Below are 23,809 nucleotides of genomic sequence, written 5' to 3' on the forward strand. Positions count from 1 at the left end.
GCCGGCTAGTGTCGGCCTCGCATCGGTGTCTACCGACGCCTTTGGACACGCTCACCAGGTTCCAAGCTGACGCAAGCCGCGCGTTGCCGGCGATCTCCGAAGCAGCTCTTCGTAATCTTTATGCTGCGACGATACCACTCGCGCTTTTCACCGCCGCAACCCTACGGGTCCTCCACTGCGTTTCGGCCGCTATGCGGTGCTGCGGCGCGCGCTCCCGGTATTCGTACTCCGCGATTACGCAAAACTGCTTCTCAGGGAGTCGCCTCATGAAAACGCTCGTAACCTACTGCCAGCTTACCGGCCGCCGCGTGCGCAAATTCATCAACCGTCTCGTGGCCCGCTTCGCTCAGACCGGCAAACTTAAACTCAGCCTGTCCTTCTCGATCCCCTTCATCGCCAAGGTCGAGGTGAGCTATGAAACCCGCATCGACAAGCCGAAGTGACGGCGGCGGCGAAAGCCGCCTTCGCCCCTGCCCTGCCCTGACGGGCGAGGGAGAGGCAACCGGTCCCGATTGGACCGGGTTAGAGGAAGAGAGAGGCTCTTCCCCCCGCTCCTGACGGAGCTGACATGCCAACCATTCCAGACCTTCCCGCGATTGTCATCGCCGGCGTTGCCGGCCGGCCGGCATACGCAATGATCTTCAATCGCGTCTCGGCGCTCATCGGAGAGCTTATCCCTCAACGCTGCAAGGCCGCTTCATCCGTGGAGCGTCCCGATGACCGTTATCACCCTTAACGGCAAATCCTTCGTCCCGCTTGGCACCAGGCGCTGCGGCGACTTCGGCTATTACCAGGTGCTCGCCGGATCACTGCGGCTGCTCGACGCCGATGGGCAGATGATCGGCGCAATCAGCAGGCAGGGCGTCCTCTATCGTTGGGTCCGGCTGCCTACCGGCCGGTACTACACCTCATACGACAGCCCGCCCGAGATCGGCGACTTCCCTTCATCGGCACGCCAGCGCCTCGAATGTCTCGACGCCCTGCGCCGCGCCGCACCTGTGCGCCACTATGGAGACTGAAATGATCGACACCGTTCCCGACGTCCACGCCCTCGACCGCGACATCCCCGCCGGCAAGGTTCTGATCGCCGAATACGCGCAACTCAGCGACGACGATCCCCGTCCGGTCGAAACCGTTCTCGACACCAAGATCGGCTGGCATCAAATCGAGGTGAAGCTGATCGCGCGCACAGCCGGCTGGGCCATCGCAGGCTCCGCCATGCGCTGGGACAATGGCTGTTTCGCCGTGTCCTACGAAATCGACGGCGCGCACCACGGTTCCCGCTACCACACGCTCGACCAGGCCATCGCCTACTTCAACCGCATCCCTGCACGCTCACCATCAACGGAGAACCCGTCATGACGAACTGGACAACACTCACCCCGACAAAAAAGGCCGATGCCATCAAGGCCGTATGGCGTCCGGGCCTTTCGGCCCGACGCATCGGCGAGAAGCTTGGCATCACGCGCAACGCCGTCATTGGCGTTTACACCAGATGTTCCGATCAACTGACAGGTCACCCGCTTCGCGCAACGGTACGAACCATCTCGCGGGTCAAGGGGCTCAAAAGCACAAATCGTCGCGGCAAGCCCAAGGCGCAAGGCCGCAATGACTCGGCGCCGTTCCCCGCAACGCGGCCTGAACGACCAAAACCGGCAAACCCTCAGAACGCTGCCCGTGCTCCGCTCGAAGCGCCGACCACGCCCCTTGTGCTGTTCCTCGCCGATCTGGGCTCCCACCAGCGCAAATGGCCGTTCGGCGATCCGCGATCACCGGATTCCGGCTTCTGTGGGCAGCCCAGGCAGCTCGCATCGCCCTACTGCGAACATCACCACCGCATGGCCTACCAGCCTGTCGCAGACCGCTACGCGGCCTGACAGGCATCAGCCTGCGCAAAAGCCCCCTCCCCTTAGCAGACGAGGTTTTAGAATGATCCCGGAGAGCTTCGAAGTCGCCCGCATCGCCACCGTGCAAAAACCGGCCCGATCGTCATGACGGGGCGGCCGATGTACTGTCAAAAGCCCGGATGCGACCGGTCCTGGCCGCGCGATCCGGCGCTCGAAGTCGTATGTCCCGATTGTCGCGCGGGAATCGGCTCCCCCTGCAAGCGCCCCTCCGGCCATCCCATCTTCAAGCACGGCGTCCATGGCGCCCGCGATCTCGCCGCGGACGCGGCAGGCAAATACGGCATCTGCCCCAGCGCACGATGCGGTATCGCGCGCAAAGCAGGCGAACCGTTACAGGCGGACCTGTTCGCACGGTTCTCCTGCGATTCCCCGCCTGTCTGAGCAGGACGCTGACGATCCTGACCTCTCGCCGATCAAGAGAGATATGCGCATCTTCCTCATCGAGCGTCCGGCAGTTGCCGCTAAACGCGGACTGAACCGGCAAGGCGCAGCGACACGGAGGCGACAAGCACTCAGGTGACGACGGAAGATAAACGCCCGCCATGCATCCGCGCCCGCAACCGCCGGATCGCGATAGGAGGATAGCGGACACGACTGGATCGTGTTGCAGCTTCCGGCACGACCAGGCTCCATCGAACGGTCTGCTCAAGTGTATCGGGCCACTGGTCTAATCGCCGCATGGCGTCGTCAGTCCGGCAATACAGACTATAATGCCGTCTCCTCGGTGACGAAGACGAGATAATTCCCTTACGCCCTTATTCGATCGGCGTCTCGGCCGGGATCAACCGCGCCGCGTCCCTTCGGGCCAGAAAAAGGCGGTATCCCCATAATCGCTGCGCGATCACGGCATCGCCTTGCTCGCCGCCCTTCGGGTGGGCGATCCCCCTCCCCCTTTTTTCTTCGCGTCACGGTCAGGGCCTCGCTGAAGCTCGGCTGACCGCGGCCTCACCTGCCGATTGCTCACAGGGCGTTTTCGGGAATTAACCCGCTCACCAAGGAGAACTGAAATGTCTGCAACCATCGCCCAACTGACCGCCACCAAGAACGGCTTTTCCGGCACTCTCACCACGCTTGCCATCCGCGCACCGATCCAACTGGTCGCGAACCAGAAGAAGAACGACGACGGCCGCGAGCCCGACTTCCGCGTCATCGCGTCCCGCAACGGCTTCGAACTCGGCGCAGGCTGGAAGCGTGTCTCCCAGAACACCGGCAATGAATACGTCTCCGTGACGCTCCGCGCCCCCGAGTTCGGCACCATCTACGCCAACATGGCGCCGGCGCCTGGCGACGAGGAAGGCAAGTTCGTCCTCATCTGGAACCCCCGCGAGGTCAACTGACCCGCGAGGCGCCCCCGCCGACAGGCGGGGGCTCTCCTCTTCCCTCGAACCGCAGGAGCCCGACATGTTCCGTCTTCTCTCATCCGCAGCACTCGCCCTCTCGCTCCTCTCGGCCGTCAGCGCGTCTTCCTTCGCCCAGCAGAACACGGCCGCCAAAGGCCACTCTGCCACGATGGATCCGGACCTGTGTGGTGCTGGCGGGCGCGGCTGCGCATCCGACATCGAAAAAGCCTGGATGGCGCACGCCGGCGAGATCACCAGCCTTCCGTCGGTCTATCTGACCATCTATGCATCAACCTGTGCCGCCCGCCCCGATCTGTTCGACGTCTGTCTTCACGATCCGTACCTGATCCTCGACTACGCCGGCATCGACTTCCACTGACCTCCCAAGGCCGCACGGCCACCTCGCCCGTCTCTTCGGAGTGGGCCATCTTTTTGCTCACGGAACCTTCAGCGATCGGCACGATCAGCACGTCCCTCGCGTGATAACCAACTCGTGACCCTCGCCATGCGGCACGATCTCCAATCTGACCTGCCGGTCAGATGCGGCAAAGCGCGCTGGTCGCGCGCTTTCTTCTCTCTGTCAATGACGTCCAAGTCTATCGAACCTCCTCGCGCGTCAAGGATGAGCGGTCCCCCCAATTTGCCGGCCTTCGGCCGCTGCCTTCCAGGCAGTCCGCAAATCGGCTCCCCCGCTCCCCGCCTCTGGCGGCCGCTTCGCGGTCCCTGACCCACTCGTCGCCCAACGATGAGCCTCCATCGTCATTGAAACGAAGGAGATGATCATGTCCATTGACCAGCACATCGAGGAACTTCGGGCCGAACTGCGCAATGCGGTGTACCGCGACGAGCGCCGCTGGATCGAGACCGAGCTCGCCAAGGCCATCGCAGAACGCGATGCCATGCTCGCAAAGTGGGAAGCCGATCAAGAGGAGTTTCCGGTCTAGGCCGGAAATATCCTCATAAGCGTGCGGGAGCGTGACGACGTTTCCGCGCGCTTTCATGCTTCCATTTCAACGTCGCAGAGTTCGCACCGTCGGTCATAATCTGACCTGCCGGTCAGATGCGGCAAAGCGCGCTGGTCGCGCGCTTTCTTCTCTCTGTCAATGACGTCCAAGTCTATCGCATCTCCTCGCGCGTCAAGGATGAGCGGTCTCCCCAATTTTGCCGGCCTTTGGCCGCGTCCCTTCGGGCCGTACGCAAAATCGGCTCCCCCGCTCCCCGCCTCTGGCCGCCGCTGCGCGGTCCCTGACCCGCTCGTCGATAAACGATGAGCCTCCTTCGTCATTGAAACGAAGGAGATGATCATCATGACGGTTTTCAACATCCCCGCCGCGCTGCTTGCCATCATGGAGCGCAACGCACTCGCCAACGCCATCGGCCGCGATCTCGGTCAGGCGCCGATCGACCATCAGCCCCTCATTCGGTTCACCGTGCCCCTGCACGACGCCGAGTGGCTTCTGACCGAGTACGACCCCGCCACGGAAACCTTCTTCGGTCTGGTCTACGACACCGACCGTCACGAACAGACGCTTGGTCATGTCACCGTCTCGCGTCTGGCCGAAATTCGTGGCTTCGCCGATACCGCCGTTGAATACGACGCCGGGTTTCGTACGGATCGATCGCTTTCCAGCTATTGCGATCCCGATGACGGCTGCGCGGAAGACTACTTTTGCCAGCACTGATCACATCCCGCAAGGACATCATCGCCGAGGCTCACCAGCAGCCTCGGCTTCCTTTTCTTTTCCCCGACACCATCAGGAGTGCAGCATGAGCAACGACGTGATCACCGTCGACGGCGGCAGCAAGCAATACTGGCACGACCTTCGCGAAGCATGGGCGCTGGTTCATCACCTCGAACGCTGCCTTGAAGCGGTGAAATCCGCCCCAATGTACATCCGTGGAAATTGGGACGATGAATACGGCGACTACGAACCGGTTGAGAATTTGGCACCGTGGGACGATCTCGCCGAAGCCCAAGAGACGGCAAAGGCCAACTGGATGGCGATGCGTATCATCGAGGCTCATGGCCGCGAGATCGAATTGCTCTACTATTGAGCAATTTATCCGCGAGCGGGCTTAACCGCCCTCTTCCATTCATCGTGCGCACGACTCTCGCGCTAGGGCTTTCGCCGTCCTCCGCTTCGCTTCGGCCCTTCGGGTGCGCCCGGCCCTGGCGGTCGCCTCGGAGCATCGAGCTCCTCGGCGCCTCGTGGGGGAAGAGACTTCCGCCTCTCCCCCCACACCCCTCTCTCCTTGATGTCCGCTTCGCGGCCGGCCTTTCGGGCCGATATATGGACGCTGCCGCGACTTCGCCAATCAATCCGGGCAGTCGGTCGGCATCGCTTGCCTTCGCAACCGATGCCCTCCTCTCCTGCCCTGCCGGTGCGCTCGCGCCTCGATCGACATAACGACCTTGCAGCCATTCGCTGCGCTCCTGACTGCTCGCCGTGACGCGATTCTCGGTGCTCGCTTCGGACTTTTTATTGGTAGGCTGGTGGGCCAACGCCGTGAGTCGTTGTCGCTCCTTGCTTCCGTTCGCTGCGCGATCGGAAGGCTGCGTCGGACACCGGCCAACGATCAAGCCGCGCGCATTGCAAGCAATTGCACGACCAAATCATTGGCTACGGCGCTGGCCCACCAGCCTACCAATAAAAATGGCAGGATAGGCTATCTGATGACAGATAGCCGTTGCGCCTGCGGGACGCTTGCCGACTTCGTCTCAAATGGTTGGGAAGGAGCGCCGATTCCTACGCGGTTTATGGCGGGTTTTGCAAGACCGGCGCGGGCTTGTGATGGACCGATATGGCGCTGATCTCGCGCAACTGCGCCATTCACCATTTAGCGCACTGCCCTCTTCGCACACTGTGCAACAGGGACATTAAGCGATTGATTGAAAAGCCTTTTGCGTAAATCGCGCAACCAACCAAGGCCGCAATACGGTAATGTATGATTGCTGGGATAAGCTATTGCGGAATTGCGTAAATACGTGACTGAGCAAACCGCTCATTGTGCGCAAGCGGTATTGTCCAAATTACACGATAATGTAATAGTGTGAGCCCTGCGGATCGACGTTCAGGGACACCCAATTATGACCCGTCACCCCCCTCCCCCCTCCGTCTCACTCGCCGTTTCCACCTTCAAGGGTGGCGCAGGAAAGACGGCCCTGAGCATCAATCTCGCCGGCGAGTTTGCCAGCCAGGGTCTCAAGATACTCCTGATCGATTGCGACCAGCAGCAATCCCTGGTTCGGTGGTACGAGACCTCCGTCAAGCGCCGATACCTGACCGACGCCGACAACATCAATGCCATCGCGGTACTTCCCGGTGAGGACCTCAATGAAAAGATGAAGTCGGTGCCGGCCGCGGACATCCACATTTACGATGTGGGTGGCCACGCGCATCGCCGGGCGATCGAGGTCTTCATGCGCGTTCAGGCAGTCATCATTCCGGTGATCCTGGAAGCTACCAGCGCTACCCAGGCCATTAACGTATCGAGACTGCTACACCAGCTTGCCGAGCAACACGGACGTGAAGTTGTTCCCCATGCAGCCATCTGGAACCATGTCGATCACATCGCCCTGACCAGGAACCGGGCCATCCCCGAGGTCATCAAGCTGCTTAATGCCGGCAACGTGCCGATCTTCAGCACCATCATTCGCAAGACCAACCATTTCAGCGATGTTTGCGCAGGCTACGGAACACTCTACTCGAAGCTCAACGAAATCGATTCCAATCCAAACACCACGCCGTCGGCCAAGAAGCGCGCACGCGAAAGCGTTCTCGACGCCATCGACCAAATCAAGGGCCTGAACAACGAGTTCATCAACCTCATCAGTGCAGAGGCAGCATGACCATGGCAGCTCAACCGAAAAATCGCGTCCAGGTTGCCGGCAATCTCGCCGTCATCGCAAGAACCCGCAAGATGGACCCTGTTGATCCCGCCGATCCTGCAATTGCTTTCAAGCCTCCCACCGTTTCGGTCGAGGAGTTGATGGCATCCGCTTCATCCAAGCCGCCTCGCGAGGCTGAGGCGCCGACGGCCCCGACAGAGCTAAAGTCGGTTGATGCTTCAGATCCGTCGATGAAAGGCCGAGAAGGAAAACCGGAACCGGAGCGGCCGGGGCCGGAAGTTCCCACTGGAGACCGCTCGGCGCCCCCCTACCCTCAAAAGAAGCCGGTTGCTGCGCAAGCGCGCATCAACCGGACAACATCGCCAGACTATTCGCGCGTCGCGCTCCAGCTACACAATGATGTCGTCACGAAGCTATTCGCCATCTCCCGGTCGCAGGGCAAGCGCTACACGGCGCTGATGGAGGAATACATTATGGCCGGCCTTGCGCGTCACAAGGACTGATCATGGCTAGCCCACAGTATTTCCTTCGCATACCTCAACACCAGGCAGACGAACTTGAGGCGTTAGCCGACCGGCTTGAAACGTCACCGGGTCTTATTCTCAAAGTTCTCGTTGATCGCACCATTTCCGAAACCGCAACCGTTCTCCACGACCACGATTTGCAGCTTGAGCACGTCCATCTGACAATTCGCGACATTGCGAAGGTGTTTCGTGATCTCATGAGCGACAACGTCGTGCCGGCCGATGATCATGCAATACGGATCCTCGAGAAGCTCGACGACATCGCCCGGGCAGTCGACTCAATCCGCGACGCCGCCTTTGTGCGACCCTCAACCAGTGTAAGAGAACTGATCGCCGCTCACGATGAGGCGCCCGTTCAACAATCTTTCACAACCAGATAGCGGCCATCAGGATTCCGCAGGCGGCAGCGCCGCCTAGAAAATGGCGATGACGATCCCATTGCCACTTCCAGTATTCCGACCAAGTGAGCGGGGCCTTCCACTCTTAGAAGCCCTTCGCTGCGCGTTCTCGTCGATCACGCCAGGGCGGCGCGCCCTGACGACCCCGAACGCGTTCCGCATGTGGAGATCGTATTCCTCATGAAAAGCCCTCCGGTCAGCGATCTGCTGTCGAAAGCTCTCGATGTCAGGTTCCTTTCTAGCGATGGTTCGCGAGGTAGATGATGTCGGCAGCCATGGGTGAAGTTCTTCTCCCCAAATGACACTACAGGGCTCCTTTGCAGGTGCCTTGCATCCAGAAGGTGCTTCACGTGAGTCAGAACGCCCCTTTTTCGCACAGAGTTGACTGCAGTCAACTGGCACCGCTTGCTGCCGTTAACTTTCTGTTAAGATTAAATTTGTTGCCGGATCAGTAGAATCGGTTCTAAATGCGATTTCTTGAAGCGAATAGGGTTCAAAGCGCATGTGCGAAAAAAACCGATGAATATGCAGACCCAAATCGCTGACGCGATCGAAGAAGTCGATGTGCTTGTATCACAGCAAGCAAGCGAATTGTCGGAAATGCTGCACGAGCATAGACTCGAGATGTTTCCGCCGAACGCCCAGAAAGGCCTCCGCCCTTTTCAGCTTTCCGAGGTCGCTCAGTATATCGGGGTAACCAGCGGCCATCTCAAGAATCTATCTCTTGAGGGCAAAGGCCCCCTGCCCTCCGTCACGCCGTCCGGCCGCCGTTCGTACACGGCCGACCAGATCGTGGAGATGCGTCACTTCCTCGACAAGCACGGTCGCGGGACCAGCTACGTGCCGCACCGCAAGGGTTCGGAGCACCTTCAGATTCTGGCGGTCGTCAATTTCAAAGGCGGGTCGGCTAAAACCACGACCTCCGCTCACCTCGCTCAGCATCTAGCGCTTACCGGACACCGAGTTTTAGCAATCGATCTCGACCCGCAGGCGTCGCTGTCGGCCTTGCATGGCTTTCAACCCGAAGTCGACGAGAATGAATCCCTTTACGAGGCATTGCGCTACGACGACGACCGCAAGCCGCTCTCGGCTTTGGTGAAGAAAACGAATTTCCCCGGGCTGGACATCGTCCCTGCCAATCTCGAGCTGCAGGAGTACGAGTACGATACCCCTCTGGCGCTATCGCGCAATGACGGCTCCATGGGCCGTATTTTCTTTGGCCGGCTGGATGACGCGCTGGCTGATGTGGCTGATAACTACGATGTCATCGTCATCGACTGCCCGCCGCAACTTGGTTATCTCACGATGACCGCGATCTCGTCGTCGACCGGGGTTCTCATCACCGTTCACCCGCAAATGCTCGACGTGATGTCGATGTGCCAGTTCCTGTTGATGATGGGAGAGGTAATGGGCACGCTGAAGCGGGCAGGGGCCAACATGCGTCTCGACTGGCTGCGTTATCTCGTTACCCGCTACGAGCCGACAGACGGCCCGCAGAGCCAGATGGTCGCTTTCATGCGCGCCATCTTCAAGCACCACGTCCTGGTCAACGAGATGCTGAAATCGACGGCCATCTCGGATGCCGGAATCACGAAGCAGACGCTCTACGAAGTCGAGCGTTCGCAATTTACGCGGTCGACTTATGACCGGGCCATGGAAGCGCTGCATCGGGTCAACGGTGAGATCACCGATCTCATCCACAAGTCGTGGGGTCGACGCTGATGTCCAGAAAGAACCTGTTGTCGTCTCTCACCGAGCGAAAGTTGACTGCGGTCAACTCTTCGCCTGCTCAGCCAGTTGCGGCCTCTCCAGCACAGGACAGAATCCGTAACCGCGGGGCTTTTGGCGCGATCACCCGTTCCATCGACGAACTCGCCGAACGGGCGCAACAGGCAAACGAAATCGAGGCGCGGCTCCTGGAAGGCGCTGTCGTCATCGAACTCGACCCGTCTGTTGTCGACGCTTCCTTTGTCGCGGACCGCATGGGCGACGACGAGGCTGCATTCAACGAGCTTCTCGAGGCGATCAAGGAGCACGGGCAGGCGTCTCCAATCCTTGTGAGGCCGCATCCTGGGCTCGATGGCCGATACATGATCGTTTTCGGCCACAGGCGGCATCGGGTTGCCAAGACACTAGGCCGGAAGGTGAGGGCGGTTGTCCGTGAGATGGAAGACCGCGATCACGTGATTGCCCAGGGGCAGGAAAATTCTGCTCGAGCCGACCTCTCCTTTATCGAGAAGGCCGTGTTTGCAGGCAGCCTCGAAGGTCAGGGCTACGATCGCGATGTGATCATGCAAGCGTTGTCGGTCGACAAAACCGTCGTCTCCAAGATGCTGTCTGTCCTCAACGACATCCCGGCCGACGTGGTGTCTGCCATCGGAGCCGCCCGAAACAGCGGCCGTGACCGTTGGTACAAGTTGGCTCTCAAGTTCAGGGAAGACGGCGCAGCAAAGTCCGGTGAGGAGATGCTCAGGTCGGACGATTTCAAAGCTGCCGACAGCGACAGCCGATTGGAATTGTTGACCCGCCATCTGGATAAACCTGCCGTAAAACCCTGGCAGAAGGCCGCCGCAGCCAAATCCTGGGCTCCTAAGGACAAATCAGTTAGCGTCGTCGCCAAACCGCGCCCAAAAGGCGTCGCGATCGAGATAACGAAAACCGACGCGAAGCCTTTCGCGGACTGGATTACAGGCAATCTGGACAGCCTCTACGAGGCGTTCAGGAAGTCGAAGCAGGAGAACTGAAACCGCAAAAGAAAAAGGCCCCCGAACGATCTCTCGCGGAAGCCCTTCTCAACGTCTAGCAACTTGAGAATCTCATTTCCGCGAATCACTGTCAAGAGTCCTAGGCGTCGATTCGGCGAGCAGGTTTCTTTTGCCTGATTAGAAGGCGAAGGAAGAAATGCACACGCATACCGCAACGACGCCCTTTGGGCGGCGGCCGATGACGCTTGGCCTGATTTCAAGCCAAGCCGCCGCGAAGAACATAGAGCAGGGCGCCAAAGTCTCGAAGTGGCAGGTGTTTCGCGACATCCGTGAAGCCAAGGAAGCCCTGGGCGCAACCGATCGCGCCTTGGCCATTCTCAACGCCTTGCTGACTTTCCATCGCGAGGAAGAGCTGACGGGAGAGGCCAACCTGATCGTTTTCCCGTCGAACGAGCAACTGATCCGGCGCGCCAACGGCGTGTCCCCGACGACGCTGAGGCGTCATCTGGCCAATCTCGTGACCTCTGGCCTCATCATCCGGCGGGACAGCCCGAACGGCAAGCGGTTTGCCCGCAAAGGGCGGGGCGGCGAGATCGAGCAAGCCTACGGCTTCGATCTGTCGCCGATCGTGGCTCGGGCCGAGGAGTTCCGTGAGTTGGCTGAAGCCGTCGCGGCCGAGCGTAAGGCGCTTCGTCTGGTCAAGGAGCGGCTGACGATTTGCCGGCGTGACGTCGTCAAGATGATCGAGGCTGGCATCAATGAGAGCGTGCCAGGCAACTGGCGTGGCTTCCAGCGGTGCTACGAGACGATTGTCGCCCGGCTTCCGCGCACGGCGCCACGACAGGTCCTCGAGGTGATCGCCGACGAGTTGGAAGACCTTTGGGCGGACGTCCATCAGACGTTGGAATCATTCGTTAAATCAGAAGAATCGAACGCCAATGAGTCCCATTCTGAACGCCACATACAAAATTCAAACTCAGACTTTCATCCTACCGGTGAAACTGAATACGGCTTAGGAGAAAAAGAAGAAGCGAGCGGCACCGCCGAGCATACCGACAACGTACGCAGCCTGCCAAGACGGGATTTGCCCCTGGGGATGGTGCTGAGCGCCTGCCCGGACATTGTGCCTTACGCCGAGGGCGGACAAATCCGCAGTTGGCGCGATCTCGGCGGTGCTGCCGACCGGGCGCGGCCGAGCATGGGGGTAAGCCCAAGCGCCTGGCAGGAAGCGGTCGAGGTGATGGGCCAACAGACCGCCGCAATCGTGCTGGCGGCGATCCTGCAACGGGCCGAGCATATCCGCAGCCGCGGCGGCTATCTGCGCGATTTGACGGAGCGGGCACGGGCGCAGAAATTCTCGGTCTGGCCGATGATCACCGCGCTGCTGAATGCCCGGATGGAGGCGTTGGAAAAGGCGGTCGCATCAGGTTCGTCGGCGCCGGTGGTCGGGCCGGGGGCCAATGCCGCCCCGCCCGACCACCCGCTCCCAATCAGCAACGCGCTGCGCGATAGCATGAAGAAGAAGGGCTGGTGACGATGCCCAGTTCAGACACCTGTCGCGGCCGTGCTCTCGGCGCCGATCATCCCGGTACGACGGGCTCGGTCAATCAGGCTCTTCACCGAGGAGAGGGACCACTTCGAGCCGCCGCGCGGCGTCCGTTCGTGCAGGCGCTCGAGCTGCCCGCGATCTCGCGCGACGTCAGATCCGAATTGGAGATGTGAATCCCGGCGACCAGCGTCATCAGCCGTTCTTCCGGCAACTGGCGCGGAAATCTGGCATTGACTCTGCCCAGCAGCAACGCATATATGACCCATTGGGTTATAGGAAACGCATGCAGACCGTCGCCGAGACACCATTGTTCATCAAGCAGGCGGCGGAGCTGTTCAGCGACGATGAACGCAAGGAGCTGATCGACTTTCTCGCGGCCAATCCGCAGGTGGGTGACGAGATTCCAGGCACCGGTGGCGTGCGCAAGATGCGGTTCGGCGCGAAAGGCAAGGGCAAACGCGGCGGTGCGAGGGTCATCTACTACTGGTACAGCGATGACGCACCGATCTATGCGCTGTTGGCCTATGGCAAGAACGAGAAGGTCGATCTGAAACCGGAAGAGGCGAAGGCGGTCGTGGCATTTGCCAAGGCGATCAAGGCAGCGAACAGGAGCAGGACATGAGCGAGATGACAAAGTTCGGCGCCGACCTGATTCAGTCCATGTCCGAGGCTCTGGCGCACGCGCAGGGCAAGGACGTTCCGGGCATCAAGATCCACACCGTCGATGTCGGCGCGGTGGACGCGAAGGCAATCCGCAAGAAGCTCGATCTGACACAGGACGAGATGGCGACTGTGCTGGGAACCAGCCCTTCCGGCTACAAGAAATGGGAACAGGGCAAGCGGCAGCCAAGCGGCGCTGCCCGCACGCTGCTTCGTGTCATGGACCGAGAGCCCGAGGCCGTGCTGCGTGCTCTCACGTTGAAAGATGGCGACGCTGCCCCGACTAACCAGGCTCCCGCGCACTGACGGCAGGGCAGGGGAGGGGGCTTTTCTACAGTCCGGACGCCTTGGTCAGGTTGGTCCGGAACCGGTCGCGTCGGCGCTGGTATTTGCGGGTCATCTCGGCCGAGGCGTGGCCGAGCTGCTTTTGCACGTAGCGCTCCTCGATGTCGGCGGAGGAGGCGAGGCCCGAGCGCAGCGAATGGCCGGCGAACAGCAGCACGCGCTCCGCATCCGGCAGATCGGCGCGGACGCCGGCGGCGAGCACGGTCTGCTTGACCAGGCGGGCGACGTGCTTGTCGGAAAGCCGCTCGACGTCGACGGTCTTGTTGTCCTTAAAAATGCGGCGGAACAGCGGGCCGCGCACGATGCGGCCGTACTTGATCCAGGTTTCGAGCGCGGCGACGGGGCAGGTGTCGTCACTGGAGCCGCGGCCGACTTCGACCTCGCGCCAGCCGGTTTTTCCCCGCAATGTGACCAGCACGCCCTTGCCGGGGAAAAACTCGATCCAGCCGCAGCCGTCGCTGTGGTCGTCGCGCTCGATGTCGAGGCCGACGATCTCGGAGCGGCGCAGGCCGCCGGCGAAGCCGAGCAGCAGGATGGCGCGATCGCGCAGCCCCCTGAGATCGTGGCCAAGCGTGGCCAGCATGGCGACGAGGTCGTCGCCCAAAACGGCTTCCTTCACACGCGGCGGTTTTGCGTGCTTGCGGCGGATGCCGGCGAGCACGGTGGCGATGTGGCGATCGGCCCGGTCGAGGACAAAACCGCGCTGGGTAAAATTCCAGGAAAGGCCGGAAAGCCGGCGCTCGATGGTCGCAACCGAAAGGGCAGGGGCGCCGAGCTTGGCACCACCGGCGGCACAGGCGCTGATATAGAGGCCGATCAGCTTCGGATCCGGCGGCAGGGGATCGAAGCCGTTGCGCCGGCACCAGGAGGAATAGTGGGAAAAATCCTTGGCGTAGGCGCTGCGGGTATTCTCGGAGCTGGCGGCCTTGGCGTAGGCCGTCGCGGTCTCGATGAGGGCTTCGAGGCGCGCCGGGACACGCGGCGTCGGCGGCGCGGCGCCCATTGCCATGACGAGATCGACGACGTCGGGCATTTCGCCCCCAAGAGCGTCGCCGCTGCGCGAATTCTCGGCCGGGAGATCGATTTTGGTGGGTGTCAGTTGACCGTTTTTCGTGAGACTGGTCGTCATTTATTTTCAAAGCGTTAGCCGATTCAGATTTCGTGAGACCGAGTCGGTTTCGTTGAGACTGAACTGTCACGCGATTCAGATATGGTGAGACTACCTTGATACACCAAGCGCGTGAAGGGCATGCGACGTGACCAGCTCAACGAACAAGAATGGCAGGACGTGCTTCGGCATGCGGACGTTCTGCGGCGGTTGCCGCTGCGACCCACTGCGGGCGAAGTGGCCGATGCCATGGCGAACCTCGCGGTCAGCCGTGCGACGCTGTTCCGCTGGCTGAAGCGGTATCGAACAGAGGAGCGCGCTGCAGCGCTTCTTCACCGGAAGTCGGGGCGGCACGGCGGCATCGATGCCTTTGATCCTGCTCTGAAGACGATCGTCGATCACAACATCACGACGTTCTACGCGATGCCGGAAAGGCCGACGCTGACGCGGCTTTGGAAGCGGATCTCATCCGATTGCCGGGCAGAACAGTTGCCGCCGCCGTCGATCCGGCGGCTCAAGGCCTACCTGCGCACGCTCGATGTCGAGGCACTGAAGCGCCGTCGTGAGGGCAAAGCACGGGCCGAAGCGCAATTTCTGGCGCTCCCAGGCGAGCTTTCGGTGCAGCATCCGCTGCAGATCGTCCAGATCGATCATACGAAGGTCGACGTGACGGTTGTCGATCCGATCGAAAGGCAGCCGATCGGCCGTCCTATCCTGACCATCGCCATCGACGTCTGTACCCGGATGGTTCTGGGCTTCTACCTGTCCCTGGAGGCGCCGTCCGTGACATCGGTAGCGCTCTGCCTGACGCATGCGATCATCGACAAGACGCGCTGGCTGGAAGATCGCGGGATATCGGTGGAATGGCCGACGAGCGGCCTACCCGAATGCATTCACGTCGACAACGGCGCCGAATTCCACTCTCGCGCCTTCAAGCGCGGCTGCGACGACCACAACATCGCTATCTCCTACCGCCCGCCGGGGACGCCACGGTTCGGCGGGCACATCGAACGCCTGATCGGCACGATGATGGGCGCGGTGCACCTGCTGCCCGGCACGCACTTCTCCAACGTGCTGGACCGGGGCGACTACGATCCCGAGGCGCGCGCCGTGATGACCATGCGCGAGCTCGAAGCCTGGCTGGCGCTGGAAATCATCGCCTACCATTCCGACCTGCACCGCGGCATTGGTCGGCCGCCGGTCGCGGCCTGGAACGAGGCGATAGGCGCGCGTCCTCCGCGGCACGTGCGCGATCCGCTCGCCTTCCTGATCGATTTCCTGCCGTTCGAGCCGCGCGTGCTGCGGCGGACCGGCATTCATCTCAACAACATCTGCTACTGGTCGGACGGCTTTGCGCGCTGGATTGGCCGGTGCGACGACAAGGTGCTCGTCAAATACGATCCGCGGGACCTGCATCAGGTCTTCGTCAAGCTTGGCGAGAACTATCTGATGGCGCCGACGCGCAATCCCGGGCGCCCGGCGATCACGCTATGGGAGCAGAAGGCGGCGCTGCGCGTACAGCGGGCTCGCGGCCGCCGCGAGATCGATGAGGAGACGATCTTCCAGACGATCGCCGCACAGCGCGCCCTGGTGGACCAGGCAACGCGGGAAACCACGCAAACCCGCAGGCTACGGGCTCGCCGCGCCCATCTGCAACCAAGGCCGGCGCTTCCGGCAAGCGCACCGGCCGACGAGCCGGTGATCGCCTTGCCGCATTTCCCGGTGGAGGTTTGGGAATGACGGCCTATCCGCACCTCGATCCCGCCGTTCAGGGCCATGCCGATCTGCCCGACCGCGAGCGTGTCGAACATATTCGGGTCGACCGCTGGATCGACTATCCGCGTGCCCGCCATGCGCTCGACAAGCTCGAGGAACTGCTTCTGTTTCCCAAGCGTGCCCGCATGCCCAATCTGTTGATCTTCGGCGCTTCCGGGATGGGCAAGACGATGATCATCGAGAAGTTCGTGCGCGCCAATCCGCCCAGCTTCGATGAGAGCAGCGGGATCCATCATCGGCCGGTCATCGTCGTGCAGATGGTCGCTTCCCCAGACGAGGGACGTTTCTATCATCGCCTGCTTTCCGTGATCGGCGCACCGCCGCCGACCCGCGCGACGCTCGGGCAACTCGAGACACAGGCACTGCGGCTGCTCCAGGAGATCGCGCCGCGCATGCTTGTCATCGACGAGGTCCAGAATCTGATCGCCGGTACCTATCGCGAGCAGCGCAGGATGCTCAATCTGTTGCGCTTCCTCGGCAATGAGCTGCGGATTCCGCTGATCTGCCTCGGTTCGCACGAGGCACGCGATGCAATCCGGGGCGATGCCCATCTCAACAGCCGCTTCGAACCCTACGGCTTGGCGCCGTGGCGGCCCGATGCCGACTTCCACGGGCTGATCGGCGGTCTTCTGTACTCGCTGCCGTTGCGCTTGCCGTCGGAGCTGACGGACAGCGCCCTCAAGCGTCTCGTCGAGGCTAATGGCGGGATCACCGACGCGATCTTCAAGATGGTCAGGGGTCTGGCGACAGACGCCATCCTCAACGGCAAAGAACGGATCACGTCGGCCGCGATCCTCGATCACCGCGTCACCGCGCCGACGACCTTCGCGGCCTGACTCATGGCGGGGGAGGGGAGGGCGCCGCTGCCGGTCGTGCCGCCGCCCTTTCGGGACGAACGGCTGAGTTCCTGGCTGGAGCGGATCGCCGACGTCTATCTGGTTTCGCTCGATGATCTGCGAGCCCATGTTGGATGGTCCCGGCCTGCGCTGCAACTCGAGATCGATCCCGTGCAGACCGATATGGAACGCATCGCTGCCGCGACGAATTCTTCGGTTGAACGCCTGTTCGGCATGACCTTCCATAATGCATCGTCGCGTTGTCGCAGCCTGCTTCGGCCCGACGCTCGTGAGATCTGCCCGATCTGCTCGCGCGGCATGCAGCGACCGCCAAGGTTGCGAACGTGGTCTTTCGCCTTCAGCTTCTATTGCGATCGGCACCGTCAGCCACTGCAAAGCCCGGATACAAGGGGCGCTAGTGTGTTGAGCGATGTCGGATCAGCTTGCCGCGGCGCCGCGATCCTGTCCAACTGGGCCAAAGGCGGCGAAACCGCCGTCGTGCCCGTCGACGCCGCGATCTCCCTGTTGCTCGCGCCGCATCGCAAGCCGTCGCCGCCGGCGCCATGGGAACTGGCCAGGTTGGCGCGCTCCGACCAGCAGGCCCATGCGATGGAGCTTTCGCGACCGTGTCCCCGGCCGGTGCTCGGCATTCTCGTGCCCGAATTCAACAGCGCCGTCCCGGTCTACAACCAGCTTCTGCCGCGTGCTCTGCCAGGCTTGCGCGATGCGCCCTTCGCGGAGCGTTACGCCATCGCAATCGGCCTTGCTCGGCTTTTGAAGAATCCGGCCACCGCAGTCGCCCACATCCTGGAGACCACCGATGAGTTCGGCCGAAAGAAAGTGTTGGGGCTGATTGACCGTTGGCCGACCGGGATCCGTAACGCTGTCGCTCGCGGCGCCCGCCGCACGACGACGAGAGGAGAGGGCAGGGGAACGGCGAAGAATGCCTGCTTCACCCGTCGGGTTCGTGCACCTTCAGGCCGAGACGCCTGGCGCGATCGAGCAGATGCTTGACCGACGAGGCCGCCCATCGCCAGCCGCCGCGTGGCGCCCGTTCGCGCATCGCCTCGAGCTGCGCGGCTATCGCCCGCAGGCTGAGATCAGGGTCTGCGATGGCAATGCCGGCCACGAGCGTCATCAACCGGTCCTCCGGCTGCCGCCGCGGCGCGCGCTGGACAAGCTCAGGCTCCGCCAGGCCTTCGCGCACCAGGCGATAGACCGAGCGGCGAAGGCGTTCCACCGTCCAGCTCTGCCCCTTGTGGTTCAGGACCCGCACGACATCGTCCCAGTTGTGCTGGGGACGCAGCCGTCGCACGACCGGCAGCCAGTTCTGTGCCGAGGCGATGAGGTCGCCGACATAGGCGCTGTCGCGGGCCGCCGCGATGGCGCGGATGCTTTCCGGCCTCCGCTCGCGCAGCCCAGGGTTGCCGGGCAGCCGGCCGCGCGCCTTGGCGGCGGCGATTCCGGCCTTCGTGCGCTCGGCGATCAGCGCGCGCTCCAGCTGGGCGACCGCGCCGAGAACTTGCAGCGAGAACATGCCCTGCGGCGTCGAAGTGTCGATCGGATCGCGCAGCGAGCGGAAATGCGCGCCGCGCTTTTCGAGCGTCTCGATCACCTCGAGAAGATGGCTGACCGATCGGGCAAGCCGGTCGAGCCTGACCACGACCAGAACATCGCCGGCGTGGATCTCGCGCATCAGCTTCGCCAGCACCGGCCGCGAGCGCGACGCGCCGGAACCCTGTTCGTGGTGGATGACGGCGCAACCGGCTTGCCTGAGTTCGTCGGCCTGTGCATCGGTAACCTGGTCCTCCATCGAGACCCGTGCATAGCCGATGAGGCGGCGCGGTCGCGGGGGAGGGGAGGGGGCCTTTGCCATGGCGGGCTTTCGAGGGATGTTTCACGGCCGTTTGTACAGTATCGACGGCTATGATCAACTGGCCAGTTGCAGACGTGTTTTATCGAGCCTCATAAACGGCCGCAGAGCGGTTTTACGGGCTCCGGATGCCCCGAGGGAGCCGAAAACGCCCCAAGGCGCCTCCTGGGCCGTTTATGGCTGAAACCGAGCAAATTGGGCAGTTTAGCGTGGGCAGGGGGCTAAAGGGTCCTCCCCAGGCACTTCGGATGCTCGGAATTGCTGGCGTTCTGCCCGCCGGGTGGAACGGAATTCGTGAGACTATCTGCATCCGAGTCGGAAATCGTGAGACTACGTGACAAACTCGGATGGCACGCGGTCAACATCAATATGAGCGTGAAATCAATGGCTTAATAGGAGGCCAGTTCGGCACTGTGCACGTAGTCTCACGAAAACCGATTCAAAAAGGCGCCGAATCTCACGAATTCCGGTCAGCTGACAGCGTTTTTCGGGGTTTTGATCGACGTTTCGGGCCATTTCCGATGTCGATCACAGAACGACTGATAATGCAACATTATCATTCTTTTGTCACGCAAGACAGGCTGTGCGGTTTTTTCCTATAATAATGGCATAAAGGGCACCGATGCGTTACCGTTATCGGCGATGCTTCTGTCCGATTCGACCTCGCCCGACCGCCAAAAACCGCCGTCCGTCCCCGGCTGGGCGATGTCGCGCGGGCCGATCGACAGCGACAGCGAGGCGGGGTTTTTGGCCGGTGCGGCCCTGAATTCGCTCGACGCTCTGGTGCGCGGCGCGCCAGTCTGGGCCGGCGCCTGGTGCCAGCGGCTCGCCCTCACCTGCGCGGCGTCGGCTGCGTCTCTTTCCGGGCGTACGGAGGATGAGAGACAAATCCGCGATGCCTGGTGTCTGCGCGCCGTCGGCGCCGATCCGGGCCCGGCCGGCCATTTTTTTGCCGCCTGGCGCCATTTGGCGGACCGTTCGCCGCACCTCGATGCCGAAATTTTGGCCGCGGTCACCGGTCGGCTCGGCTTGCGCCGGGGCGACGAATTTTTGGCGCTGCCGGACTTCTTCGATGATCTTGTCTGTTCCGGCCGGCCGGCGCCACGGCTTGCCGCCGCGATTCTAGCCGAGGTGGAGCGGCTGCGCCCCGACGCAAACCTGCTCGGCTGGTGGCTGGCCGATTGTGTCATCGCGGCGCGGCTGCGCTGGCCGTTCGCCGTGCCGCTGCTGATCACCCAGGCGCGCGGGTCAGCGTTCCGCAATGCCGACAGCCGCGGTAGAATCCGCCCGGGGGAAGAAAAATTTGACCGGGCGGTCTGCGTGGCGCTGGCGCTGGCGGCGGCCGACGCCTGCCGGGTAGCCGGCACACTTGCGCCGCGCGCGGCGCGGCTTTTGGCGATCAGGCCGAAACTGCGCGCCAAGGGGGCCGGTGCGGTGGTGCAGTTGCTGCTCAGCCAGGATGCCGTGCCGGGCACGCTGCAAACGGAAAAACTGACGCGCTGGGGCGCGCGCCGCCTGTTCGGGCGGCTGCAGATGTTTGACGCCGTGCGCGAACTGTCCGGTCGGCCGACGTTTCGGCTATACGGGTTGTGACCGTGATGGCGGAAAGCGCGGCAAGGCGACGACGGGCAGGGCAGGGCGGTGATGACCGACCAACTGACCAGTTGTTTGACCGGGAGCTGGATCATTTGCCGCCGGAGATGCGCTGGCGCGAATGGATGACACGCTGCGTGACCTGCCCGACTTCGAGGCGATCGAGGACGCCGGGCTGCTGTCCAAGGAAAAGCTGCTGGCTGGAGACATCGTGCCCGGTTTTTCCGCCGAGGAAGCCGAGGAACATGTCCAGCACGAAATGGAGCGGTAGCGTGTTATGGCAAAGATCGTGACGCCGCACAGCAGCGTCACGATGTCGACCAGATCGTATCGTTCCGCGTCTGCCTCTTCTTTCCGGGCGACCTACTGGCAAACAAATGTCGGCGCCGAAAACAAGGCGCCGACAATTCCAGCGCCTACCCTGAGGAAGCTCTGCTCGCTACCCAGCGCATGGCTCCCGAGTGATCGCAAATAGGTTGCCAGACGACGGCAACCCTAGAAGTTGTATCTGTCGCAATCATTCCCTCCGGCCCTGCGATCTGATCGTTCGATTTCAACCAGGGGGCGGAACAAGAACTGTTCCCAGCGACACGCTAAGTTCGAACAGAGCATGAATGTCATGCAGCGTGACGTAGCCGAGCCGGAAGTCTGAGCAACCGGAAGCCTTCCGGCAGATGCTGCTGGCTATCCCAAGTGTAGATGCCGGTCAGATTGATATGCTCCCAGCTCATAGATTTCGAGCAGCTTTGGCGAGACGATCGCAAGCTTGAGGCGCTGCTTGACATAGAGGGGTGTGACGAAGAAGTGGGCGGCGATTTCCGTGATATCTATCCCCTGGTCGCGCAGGGTCTTGAAGGCGCGGAACTGGTCGAGTGGGTGAAGATTCTCGCAATAGATATAAGCGGCGGTGCAAAAATCGGCCACGGTAGCGGCGGGATAGTCCCGCTTCGGGCGGCGTAAAAGCCGGCCACCTATTGTCCTTCTGCAACGAGCGCAGGAGGGTTAGGGATCTACACCGTGGAATTGTATCTGAAGGTCCGTCTGGCCTGCTCGGAAGGGATGAGCCGGCGTCAGGCGGCGAAGCATTTCAACATATCGCGCGACAGCGTAGCCAAGATGCTGTCGTATTCGACCCCTCCGGGCTACCGTCGGCGGTCACCGGTCCGGCGGCCGAAGCTCGACGCGTTCGTTTCGACCATCGATCGCTGGCTGGACGAGGACAGACAAGTGCCGCGCAAGCAACGCCATACGGCCAAGCGGGTGTTTGACCGGCTACGAGACGAATGCGGGTTCACCGGCGGCTACACGATCATCAAGGACTACATGCGTGAACGGGAACAGCGTCGCCAGGAGGTGTTCGTGCCGCTGGCGCATCCGCCAGGCCACGCGCAGGCCGACTTCGGCGAGGCGATGGTGGTGATCGGCGGCATAGAACGGAAGGCGCGCTTCTTCGTGCTCGACCTGCCACATAGCGACGCCTGCTATGTTCGTGCCTATCCGGCGGCGGTGTCGGAGGCCTGGGTCGATGGCCACATCCATGCGTTCGCCTTCTTCGGCGCGGTGCCGCAGTCGATCGTCTACGACAACGACCGCTGCCTGGTGGCGAAGATCCTGCCCGACGGCACGCGCAAGCGCGCGGTGCTGTTCAGCGGCTTCCTGTCTCATTACCTGATCCGGGACCGTTACGGCCGTCCCGGCAAGGGCAATGACAAGGGAAGCGTCGAGGGCCTCGTCGGCTATGCGCGGCGCAACTTCATGGTGCCGATCCCGCAGTTTGCGACATGGGATGAGTTCAACGTCTGGCTGGAAGAGCAATGCCGCAAGCGTCAGCATGACAGACTGCGCGGCGAGAACGAGACGATCGGGGAACGGCTGCAGCGCGATCTTGCTGCCATGCATTCATTGCCGGCTTCGCCCTTCGATGCCTGCGACCAGGCCAGCGCCAAAGTGACGGCGCAGTCGCTGGTGCGCTACAAGACCAACGACTATTCGGTGCCGGTCGCCTTCGGCCATCAGGACGTCTGGGTCCGGGGCTATGTCGACGAGGTGGTGATCGGCTGCCGCGGCGATATCATCGCTCGCCATTCCCGCAGCTGGGAGCGGGAAGACGTCGTCTTCGATCCGCTGCACTACCTGCCGCTGATCGAGCAGAAGATCAATTCACTGGATCAGGCAGCGCCCTTGCAGGGTTGGGACCTTCCCGGGGAGTTCGCCACGCTGCGCCGCCTGATGGAGGCGAGGATGAACAAGCACGGCCGGCGCGAGTATGTGCAGGTGCTGCGCCTGCTGGAAAGCTTCGAACTCGCCGATCTGCATGCGGCGGTGAAGCAGGCCCTGCATCTCGGTGCGGTCGGCTTCGACGCCGTCAAGCATCTTCTCCTGTGCCGGGTGGAGCGCCGGCCACCGAGACTGGATCTGTCCATCTACCCCTACCTGCCGAAGGCGAACGTCGAGACGACCTCGGCGAAGGCCTACATGCGTCTTCTGTCGACGAATGCGGGAGAAGCGGCATGAGCGCCGAAGCCCCCGAAATCCTGCTCTCCCATTACCTCAAGACCCTCAAGCTGCCGACCTTCCTGCGCGAGTATCAGAAGCTGGCCCGGCACTGCGCCACCGAGGGCGTGGATCATACCGGATATCTTGCTCGGCTCGCCGAAAGGGAGATGATCGAGCGGGATCGCCGCAAGGTCGAACGCCGCATCAAGGCGGCCAGATTCCCTGTCGTCAAAAGCCTCGACAGTTTCGACTTCGCCGCTATCCCGAAGCTCAACAGGATGCAGGTGCTGGAACTGGCACGCTGCGAATGGATCGAGCGGCGCGAGAACGTCATCGCGCTCGGTCCCAGCGGCACGGGCAAGACCCATGTCGCCCTCGGCCTCGGCCTGGCCGCCTGTCAGAAGGGCCTGTCCGTCGGCTTCACGACAGCAGCCGCGCTGGTCAGCGAGATGATGGAGGCACGCGACGAGCGGCGATTGTTACGCTTCCAGAAGCAGATGGCCGGCTACAAGCTCCTCGTCATCGACGAACTGGGCTTCGTGCCGCTCTCCAAGACCGGCGCGGAATTGCTGTTCGAGCTGATCTCGCAACGCTACGAGCGCGGCGCAACCCTGATCACCAGCAATCTTCCCTTTGACGAATGGACCGAAACGCTGGGATCAGAACGTCTGACGGGCGCGCTGCTCGATCGCGTCACCCACCACGTCAATATCCTCGAGATGAACGGCGAAAGCTATCGCCTCGCCCAAAGCCGTGCCCGAAAGGCCGGCTGAAACCCCTCTCAAAAATGGCCGACGCTGCAAGCGGGAAACTCTGGTCGGGCTACGCCCTCCCGACGTTCCCCGCTTG

The 23,809-nt window shown here is 62.1% G+C and carries 27 protein-coding genes and 1 pseudogene; 24 read left to right on the forward strand and 4 right to left on the reverse strand.

Annotated features, from left to right (window positions below; translation table 11 throughout):
• Window positions 1-266 precede the first annotated feature (266 nt).
• The 15 genes from M9924_21275 to M9924_21345 all read left to right on the forward strand — a co-directional run bounded on the left by M9924_21275 (window position 267) and on the right by M9924_21345 (window position 12,258).
• A complete protein-coding gene (locus M9924_21275; protein ID MCO5066902.1) occupies window positions 267-443 on the forward strand; it encodes a hypothetical protein in 177 nt (58 codons plus the stop codon).
• A 273-nt stretch (window positions 444-716) separates the two neighbouring features.
• Entirely contained in the window at window positions 717-1,019 is a 303-nt protein-coding gene (locus tag M9924_21280) for a hypothetical protein (protein ID MCO5066903.1), read from the forward strand.
• Window position 1,020: 1 nt separating this feature from the next.
• Entirely contained in the window at window positions 1,021-1,362 is a 342-nt protein-coding gene (locus M9924_21285) for a hypothetical protein (GenBank protein MCO5066904.1), read from the forward strand.
• Entirely contained in the window at window positions 1,359-1,877 is a 519-nt protein-coding gene (locus M9924_21290) for a hypothetical protein (GenBank protein ID MCO5066905.1), read from the forward strand. The genes M9924_21285 and M9924_21290 overlap by 4 nt, the downstream gene beginning before the upstream one ends.
• A gap of 1,037 nt (window positions 1,878-2,914) precedes the next feature.
• Window positions 2,915-3,244, forward strand: coding sequence for a DUF736 domain-containing protein (locus M9924_21295; protein ID MCO5066906.1), 330 nt, complete (start codon window positions 2,915-2,917; stop codon window positions 3,242-3,244).
• 64 nt (window positions 3,245-3,308) lie between these two features.
• Window positions 3,309-3,626: a hypothetical protein gene (locus tag M9924_21300; protein ID MCO5066907.1), complete on the forward strand. Its 318-nt coding sequence runs from the start codon at window positions 3,309-3,311 to the stop codon at window positions 3,624-3,626.
• A 403-nt stretch (window positions 3,627-4,029) separates the two neighbouring features.
• The gene (locus M9924_21305; GenBank protein ID MCO5066908.1) at window positions 4,030-4,191 is read left to right on the forward strand and encodes a hypothetical protein; all 162 of its coding nucleotides are present in this window, start codon (window positions 4,030-4,032) and stop codon (window positions 4,189-4,191) included.
• A 363-nt stretch (window positions 4,192-4,554) separates the two neighbouring features.
• Window positions 4,555-4,929 (forward strand): DUF2958 domain-containing protein, encoded by a 375-nt coding sequence (locus M9924_21310; GenBank protein MCO5066909.1) that lies wholly within the window; start codon window positions 4,555-4,557, stop codon window positions 4,927-4,929.
• Between the two features lie 85 nt (window positions 4,930-5,014).
• On the forward strand, window positions 5,015-5,302 hold the full coding sequence (locus M9924_21315; GenBank protein MCO5066910.1) for a hypothetical protein: 288 nt from the start codon (window positions 5,015-5,017) through the stop codon (window positions 5,300-5,302).
• A 1,033-nt stretch (window positions 5,303-6,335) separates the two neighbouring features.
• Window positions 6,336-7,097 carry a ParA family protein gene (locus M9924_21320; protein MCO5066911.1) on the forward strand — a complete coding sequence of 254 codons (762 nt, stop codon included), beginning with the start codon at window positions 6,336-6,338 and terminating at the stop codon, window positions 7,095-7,097.
• Complete coding sequence (locus M9924_21325; protein MCO5066912.1) at window positions 7,094-7,600, forward strand: hypothetical protein; 507 nt, start codon at window positions 7,094-7,096, stop codon at window positions 7,598-7,600. The genes M9924_21320 and M9924_21325 overlap by 4 nt, the downstream gene beginning before the upstream one ends.
• Window positions 7,601-7,602: 2 nt before the next feature.
• On the forward strand, window positions 7,603-8,001 hold the full coding sequence (locus M9924_21330) for a hypothetical protein (protein MCO5066913.1): 399 nt from the start codon (window positions 7,603-7,605) through the stop codon (window positions 7,999-8,001).
• A 537-nt stretch (window positions 8,002-8,538) separates the two neighbouring features.
• Window positions 8,539-9,741 carry a plasmid partitioning protein RepA gene (gene repA, locus M9924_21335; GenBank protein ID MCO5066914.1) on the forward strand — a complete coding sequence of 401 codons (1,203 nt, stop codon included), beginning with the start codon at window positions 8,539-8,541 and terminating at the stop codon, window positions 9,739-9,741.
• Window positions 9,741-10,763: a plasmid partitioning protein RepB gene (repB, locus tag M9924_21340; GenBank protein ID MCO5066915.1), complete on the forward strand. Its 1,023-nt coding sequence runs from the start codon at window positions 9,741-9,743 to the stop codon at window positions 10,761-10,763. The genes repA and repB overlap by 1 nt, the downstream gene beginning before the upstream one ends.
• Before the next feature lie 157 nt (window positions 10,764-10,920).
• Window positions 10,921-12,258 carry a replication initiation protein RepC gene (locus M9924_21345; protein MCO5066916.1) on the forward strand — a complete coding sequence of 446 codons (1,338 nt, stop codon included), beginning with the start codon at window positions 10,921-10,923 and terminating at the stop codon, window positions 12,256-12,258.
• An 11-nt stretch (window positions 12,259-12,269) separates the two neighbouring features.
• On the opposite strand, the pseudogene M9924_21350 reads toward M9924_21345, so the two are convergent.
• Window positions 12,270-12,487, reverse strand: a pseudogene (locus M9924_21350) (recombinase family protein).
• Window positions 12,488-12,556: 69 nt separating this feature from the next.
• Between M9924_21350 and M9924_21355 the strand changes: the two are divergent.
• Window positions 12,557-12,895: a type II toxin-antitoxin system RelE/ParE family toxin gene (locus M9924_21355; protein MCO5066917.1), complete on the forward strand. Its 339-nt coding sequence runs from the start codon at window positions 12,557-12,559 to the stop codon at window positions 12,893-12,895.
• A complete protein-coding gene (locus M9924_21360) occupies window positions 12,892-13,239 on the forward strand; it encodes a type II toxin-antitoxin system MqsA family antitoxin (protein MCO5066918.1) in 348 nt (115 codons plus the stop codon). The genes M9924_21355 and M9924_21360 overlap by 4 nt, the downstream gene beginning before the upstream one ends.
• A gap of 25 nt (window positions 13,240-13,264) precedes the next feature.
• Here M9924_21360 and M9924_21365 read toward each other — a convergent pair whose 3' ends face one another.
• Window positions 13,265-14,311 (reverse strand): tyrosine-type recombinase/integrase, encoded by a 1,047-nt coding sequence (locus M9924_21365; GenBank protein ID MCO5066919.1) that lies wholly within the window; start codon window positions 14,309-14,311, stop codon window positions 13,265-13,267.
• A 216-nt stretch (window positions 14,312-14,527) separates the two neighbouring features.
• Here M9924_21365 and M9924_21370 point away from each other — a divergent pair, with 216 nt between their 5' ends.
• The 3 genes from M9924_21370 to M9924_21380 are packed head-to-tail and all read left to right on the forward strand — an operon-like array spanning window position 14,528 to window position 18,012.
• Window positions 14,528-16,126: a DDE-type integrase/transposase/recombinase gene (locus tag M9924_21370; GenBank protein MCO5066920.1), complete on the forward strand. Its 1,599-nt coding sequence runs from the start codon at window positions 14,528-14,530 to the stop codon at window positions 16,124-16,126.
• Window positions 16,123-16,998: a TniB family NTP-binding protein gene (locus M9924_21375; GenBank protein ID MCO5066921.1), complete on the forward strand. Its 876-nt coding sequence runs from the start codon at window positions 16,123-16,125 to the stop codon at window positions 16,996-16,998. The genes M9924_21370 and M9924_21375 overlap by 4 nt, the downstream gene beginning before the upstream one ends.
• Before the next feature lie 3 nt (window positions 16,999-17,001).
• Window positions 17,002-18,012, forward strand: a complete 1,011-nt coding sequence (locus tag M9924_21380; protein MCO5066922.1) for a TniQ family protein — start codon at window positions 17,002-17,004, stop codon at window positions 18,010-18,012.
• Here M9924_21380 and M9924_21385 read toward each other — a convergent pair.
• Window positions 17,951-18,874, reverse strand: a complete 924-nt coding sequence (locus tag M9924_21385) for a recombinase family protein (GenBank protein ID MCO5066923.1) — start codon at window positions 18,872-18,874, stop codon at window positions 17,951-17,953. The genes M9924_21380 and M9924_21385 overlap by 62 nt on opposite strands.
• A 639-nt stretch (window positions 18,875-19,513) precedes the next feature.
• Here M9924_21385 and M9924_21390 point away from each other — a divergent pair.
• Together M9924_21390 and M9924_21395 are read left to right on the forward strand one after the other, a co-directional pair.
• Window positions 19,514-20,464, forward strand: coding sequence for a DUF1403 family protein (locus M9924_21390; GenBank protein MCO5066924.1), 951 nt, complete (start codon window positions 19,514-19,516; stop codon window positions 20,462-20,464).
• A 121-nt stretch (window positions 20,465-20,585) separates the two neighbouring features.
• Window positions 20,586-20,735, forward strand: coding sequence for a hypothetical protein (locus tag M9924_21395; GenBank protein MCO5066925.1), 150 nt, complete (start codon window positions 20,586-20,588; stop codon window positions 20,733-20,735).
• A gap of 413 nt (window positions 20,736-21,148) precedes the next feature.
• Here M9924_21395 and M9924_21400 read toward each other — a convergent pair whose 3' ends face one another.
• Complete coding sequence (locus M9924_21400; protein MCO5066926.1) at window positions 21,149-21,388, reverse strand: hypothetical protein; 240 nt, start codon at window positions 21,386-21,388, stop codon at window positions 21,149-21,151.
• 135 nt (window positions 21,389-21,523) lie between these two features.
• On the opposite strand from M9924_21400, the gene istA reads away from it, so the two are divergent.
• Window positions 21,524-22,978, forward strand: a complete 1,455-nt coding sequence (gene istA, locus M9924_21405; GenBank protein MCO5066927.1) for an IS21 family transposase — start codon at window positions 21,524-21,526, stop codon at window positions 22,976-22,978.
• Complete coding sequence (gene istB / locus M9924_21410; protein MCO5066928.1) at window positions 22,975-23,733, forward strand: IS21-like element helper ATPase IstB; 759 nt, start codon at window positions 22,975-22,977, stop codon at window positions 23,731-23,733. Before istA ends, istB begins: the two co-directional genes overlap by 4 nt.
• Window positions 23,734-23,809 lie beyond the last annotated feature (76 nt).

The organism is Rhizobiaceae bacterium (assembly GCA_023953835.1).
Taxonomy (GTDB): Bacteria; Pseudomonadota; Alphaproteobacteria; order Rhizobiales; family Rhizobiaceae; genus Mesorhizobium_G.